Annotated in this window: 3 protein-coding genes; all 3 read left to right on the top strand. The window is 68.5% G+C overall.

Translation table 11 applies throughout. The features are described from left to right. The coding region (gene ileS / locus VF092_29735; protein HEX6751511.1) for an isoleucine--tRNA ligase at positions 1 to 3,090 on the top strand (3,090 nt) is incomplete at its 5' end. A gap of 359 nt (positions 3,091 to 3,449) precedes the next feature. Then, on the top strand, positions 3,450 to 3,953 hold the full coding sequence (locus VF092_29730; protein ID HEX6751510.1) for a hypothetical protein: 504 nt from the start codon (positions 3,450 to 3,452) through the stop codon (positions 3,951 to 3,953). Between the two features lie 146 nt (positions 3,954 to 4,099). After that, a complete protein-coding gene (locus VF092_29725; GenBank protein HEX6751509.1) occupies positions 4,100 to 5,293 on the top strand; it encodes a zinc-dependent alcohol dehydrogenase in 1,194 nt (397 codons plus the stop codon). Positions 5,294 to 5,516 lie beyond the last annotated feature (223 nt).

Raw genomic sequence — 5,516 nt, 5'->3', positions numbered from 1 at the left:
CTCGCGCTGTGGGAGCGCGAGCGGGTCTTCGAGACGCTGCGCGCGCGCAACGCCGGCGGGCCGAAGTTCTCCTTCGTCGACGGCCCGATCACCGCGAACAACCCCATGGGCGTGCACCACGCCTGGGGGCGCACGCTCAAGGACGTGTTCCTGCGCTACAAGGCGCTGCAGGGCTTCACCTGCAACTGGCAGAACGGCTTCGACGCGCAGGGGCTGTGGGTGGAGGTGGAGGTCGAGAAGGAGCTCGGCTTCGGCAGCAAGCGCGAGATCGAGGAGTACGGCATCGCCGAGTTCGTGCAGCGCTGCAAGGAGCGCGTCGCGAAGTACGCCGGCATCCAGACCGAGCAGTCCATCCGCCTGGGGCAGTGGATGGACTGGGGCAACTCGTACTTCACCAACACCGACACCAACATCCAGGGGATCTGGCACTTCCTGAAAACGTGCCACGAGAACGGCTGGATCCACCGGATGCGCATGCCGCTGACCTGGTGCCCCCGCTGCGGCACCAGCCTCAGCGAGCACGAAGCGGCCGGCAGCCACCGCGAGATCACCCACCGCGCGATCTTCGCCAAGGCGCCGCTGGCGGACGGGCGCCGCGTCCTCGTCTGGACGACGACGCCGTGGACGCTTCCCGCGAACGTCGCGCTCGCCGTCAACCCCGCCTCCATCTACTGCGAGATCCGGGTCGGCGGGAGCGACGAGGTGCTGATCGTGGGCGAGGCGGCGCTCCCCTTCGTCCGCGCGGGCGACGTGCACATCGTGCGCACCTTCCCGGGCTCGGAGCTGGTGGGGCTGGAGTTCGAGACCTTCTTCCCCGATCTCCCGGCGCAGCAGGACGTCCCCCATCGCGTCGTCGCCTGGAGCGAGGTCGATCCGCACGAGGGGACGGGGACGGTGCACATCGCCCCCGGGTGCGGGGCGGAGGACTTCGAGCTGGGGAAGACGGAGAATCTCCCCACGATCCTCCCCATCGACGAGTCGGGGCGCTACGTGGACGGCTTCGGCCCGCTCACCGGGCTGTCGACGGGCGACGCGGCGCAGCCCATCATCGACGCGCTGCAGGCGGCGGGGAAGCTGTTCCGCACCGAGGACCACGTCCACAGCTATCCCATCTGCTGGCGCTGCAAGACGGAGACGGTGTTCCGGCTGAGCGAGGAGTGGTTCATCCGCTCCGACTCGGTCCGTCCGCGGATGCTGGCCGCGTCGGCCGCCGTGCGCTGGGAGCCCGAGCACGTGGGCAAGCGCATGGAGGACTGGCTGACGAACATGGGAGACTGGAACATCTCCCGGAAGCGCTTTTACGGGATGCCGCTCCCCTTCTACCCTTGCACCGAGTGCGGCGAGCTGACGGTGATCGGCTCGAAGGACGAGCTTCTCCAGCGCGCGGTGAACCCGGAGGTCGAGCTTCCCTCGCTGCACCGGCCGTGGGTGGACGAGATCCGCATCCGCTGCCCGCACTGCGACGCCGAGGCCGCGCGGGTGACGGAGGTGGGCGACGTGTGGCTGGACGCGGGGATCGTCCCCTTCTCCACCATGGGATATTTCGACGACCGCGAGCGCTGGCAGAAGCTCTATCCGGCCGAGTGGATCACGGAGATGCGCGAGCAGGTGCGCCTGTGGTTCTACTCGATGCTGTACATGAGCGTGACGCTGTTCGATCGCGCGCCGTACGACCGCGTGCTGTCGTACGAGTCCGTCGTCTCGGAGGACCGGCGGAAGTTCTCGAAGACGGGGTACATGATCGCCTTCGAGGACGCGGCGGAGGAGATGGGAGTGGACGTGATGCGCTACCTGTTCGCGCGCGCGAACGTGGGCGCCAGCGTCCGCTTCGGCTACAACCTGGGCGACGAGGTGCGCCGCCAGCTGCTGGGCCTGTGGAACGCGTTTGTCTTCTTCAACACCTACGCGGCGCTCGACAAGCCGGACCTGGCGAATTTCCGCCCCGCGTTCGACCGGCTGCAGGTGACGGACGCGTGGCTGCTGGCGCGCACCAACGAGTTCAAGCGCGCGGTGGCGACGGCGTACGACTCGTACGACACGCCGACGGTGGTGCGCGAGTTCGAGGTGTGGGCCGACGATCTGTCGAACTGGTACATCCGCGTCAACCGCAAGCGCTTCTGGCGCGGCGAGGACGACGCGGACAAGCGCACCGCCTACTGGTGCCTGCTGCGCGCGCTGCGAGTGGGGCTGCAGGCGATGGCGCCCATCATCCCCTTCGTCAGCGAGACCCTCTGGCAGAAGGTGGTGCGGCGCTACGACGCATCGGTGGCGGACGTCGAGTCGGTGCACCTGGCCGGCTGGCCGAAAGACTTCCCCGTGCACGACGGCGCGGCGCGCGTGCTGGCCGACACGGCGGTGGCGCGCGACGCCATCACCCTGGCGCTCAGGCTGCGCAACGAGCACGGGCTGAAGGTGCGCCAGCCGCTCCTGCGCATGGAGGTGGTCGCGGGGGATGCGGCCGACGCGGCGGCCATCGAGCGCATGCGCGACCTGATCGCCGACCAGGTGAACGTGAAGGAGGTCAGCGTCCTGCGCAGCCAGGAGCAGCTGGAGGTGCCGTTCCTGTCCCTCGACTTCGGCGTGGCCGGGCCGTTCCTGAAGGGGCGGATCAAGGAGCTGAAGGCGCTGCTGGAGACCATGCAGCCCGGCGACATGCGCGCCGCGGTGGAGCAGTACGACCGCGAGCAGCCCGTCGCGCTGGCCGGATGGGAGGAGCCGCTCCCGGCGAAGCTCTTCCAGCGGCGGACAAAGCCGCGCGAGGGCGTCCTTGTCGCCGCGGGCGAGCGGCTGACGGTGGCGCTCGACACGGAGCTGCCGGAGTGGCTGGTGGAGGAGGGGATGGCGCGCGACCTGGTGCGCCAGATCCAGGTGATGCGCAAGGACGCGAACTTCCGCGTGGAGGAGCGCATCGCGCTGGGGATCACCGGCGCGGACGGACAGGTGGGCCGCGCCATCCAGCAGCACCGCGACTTCATTATGGAGCAGGTGCTGGCCGAGTCGCTCGACGGCGGCCTCGACTCCGCCGATGCCACCGGCGAGGTGCAGGTCGGCGACGCCACCCTCACCATCACCCTGCGCCGCCTCGGCTGAACCCCATCTCCCGAACGACATCTTCGTGCTCCAGTCCGATTCCCCAGGCTGGAGCACGAGTCGTTCGATCTGGAAACGAGTCTCGCGCGGAGGCGCGGAGAACGCGGAGGAAACGCGGAGACGTCTGCCTCGCCCATTGCTCCTCTCCGCAGTTCTCCGCGCCCTCCGCGGCTCCGCGTGGGTCGCGTTGTTTTACCGGCTTCATGGCACATCCTCATCTCGTCCAATCTCTGTAGCACTTCATCCGTTTGCGACGGATCGTCCGGCCGGGCGGGCACGGGGCGTGCGAGAGGGGTTCGCCCCCAAAACGGCGCGCGGGGGAAGCGCCCGGTGCTGGTAACTGCAGCCAGGAGAAGAAGATGGACGCCACCATGAACGCGAACCAGACGGGAGCGCCGAGGCGCCGGGAGGCGTGGGAGCCGCAGCGCCGCGCCCCCGCGCACGACGGGCGGCCTCGGAGCGAGGTGAACCGCATCCGCACCGACGTGCCGGAGCTGGCGACGCCCGTGTGGGGGAAGCGGCTGGCGGTCGGGCTGGGATGGTTCAGCATCGGGCTGGGGCTGTTCGAGCTGCTCGGCACGCGGCAGCTCGAGGAGTGGCTGGGCGTGGAGAACGCGAAGCTCATCCGCGCCTACGGGGTGCGCGAGATCGCGGCCGGCGCGGGGATCCTGATGGGGAGCCGCATCGCCCCGTTCATCTGGAACCGCGTGGCGGGTGACGCGGTCGACCTGGCATCGCTCGGCGCGGGGTTCCGCAGCGAGGACGCCAACAAGCGCAACCTGGCCATCGCCATCGGCGCGGTGCTGGGGGTGACCGCGCTCGACATCATCGACGGGATGGCGCTCAGCAAGACGCGCTCGTAGCGCACGGAAGTCGGACCGGCGCGCGCGGCCGTCCTCGCGGGCGGCCGCCGTGCCGGGGCGGTCTCGGTGTTCGGAGCGGGCGGATCTGCGGGCGTAGTCCGCCGGCACTCGTGGGAAGGGAACCCTGAAGAGGCGGGGAGGCTCGGATGAAGGCACTGGTCTGGCACGGCAGGGAGGACATTCGTTGCGACAACGTTCCCGATCCCGTGATCGAGGAGCCCACGGACGCGATCGTCCGCATCACCTCCACCGCCATCTGCGGGAGCGACCTGCACCTGTACGACGGCTACGTCCCCTTCATGAAGCCGGGCGACATCATGGGCCACGAGCCCATGGGGATTGTGGAAGAGGTGGGGAGCGCCGTCACCAACCTGAAGCGCGGCGACCGCGTGGTGATCCCCTTCACCATCTGCTGCGGCGAGTGCTGGTTCTGCCAGAAGGGGCTGTGGTCCTGCTGCGACACCACCAACCGCAAGCCCGAGATCGCCCAGAAGCTGATGGGACACGCGCCGGCGGGGCTCTTCGGCTACTCCGCGCTCACCGGCGAGTATCCCGGCGGGCAGGCGCAGTACCTCCGCGTTCCGCATGCGAACGTCATCTGCCTGAAGATCGAGAACGACCTGCCCGACGAGAAGGTGCTCTTCCTCTCCGACATCTTCCCCACGGGGTGGATGGCGGCCGAGAACGCCGACATCGAGCCGGGCGACACGGTGGCGGTGTGGGGATGCGGCCCGGTCGGCCAGTTCTCCATCCAGAGCGCGTGGATGATGGGCGCCGGGCGGGTGATCGCCATCGACCGCGTGCCCGAGCGGCTGCGGATGGCGAAGGAGTTCGGGAAGGCGGAGGTGCTGGACTTCAGCGAAGGACACGTCTACGACCGCATCCAGGAGCTGACCAGTGGCCGGGGCGCGGACCGCTGCATCGATGCCGTGGGCGCGGAGGCGCACGCGTTCGGCAGCTTCGACGCGATCATGGACGGGGTCAAGGTGCTGCTGATGCAGGAGACCGACCGCCCGCACGTGCTGCGCGAGGCCATCATGTGCTGCCGCAAGGGCGGGACGATCTCGGTCCCGGGCGTGTACGTTGGGCTGGGCGACAAGATCCCGCTGGGCGCGCTGATGAACAAGGGAATCGCCATCAAGACCGGCCAGACGCACATGCTCCGCTACATGGAGCCGCTCCTGCGCCGCGTGGAGGCGGGCGACATCGACATCTCGTTCGTGATCACCCACAGGCTCCCGATTGACCAGGGCCCGAACGCCTACAAGACCTTCCGCGAGAAGCAGGACGGCTGCATCAAGGTGGTCCTCAAGCCGTGGGAGAACGGCGCGCACGCCTGATACCGCCTCGCCTGCCGACTGACCAGGCTCACGCGGAGACGCGGAGGATACGAGTAATTCCTTCGCGTCTCCGCGTGAGCCTTGTCTCGTTGATTTAGAAAAGTCCGGGGTTTGGTTGATTTAGAAATGTCCGGCGAAAGGTTCCTTGCTTGCGCCAGGGATGATCGGGCGCGGGTTTGTTGGGTTTGGAAGTTGTTTGATCCCTCTTCTCCCGAGGAGGAGT

The sequence above is a fragment of the Longimicrobium sp. genome (assembly GCA_036377595.1).
Taxonomy (GTDB): domain Bacteria; phylum Gemmatimonadota; class Gemmatimonadetes; order Longimicrobiales; family Longimicrobiaceae; genus Longimicrobium.
This window is presented reverse-complemented; position numbering and strand designations above follow the sequence as displayed.

What these genes read in the sequence shown, in the direction of transcription:
- VF092_29730 (HEX6751510.1), top strand. Translation starts at nt 3,450, where the DNA reads ATGGACGCCACCATGAACGCGAACCAGACGGGAGCGCCGAGGCGCCGG.
- VF092_29725 (HEX6751509.1), top strand. Translation starts at nt 4,100, where the DNA reads ATGAAGGCACTGGTCTGGCACGGCAGGGAGGACATTCGTTGCGACAAC.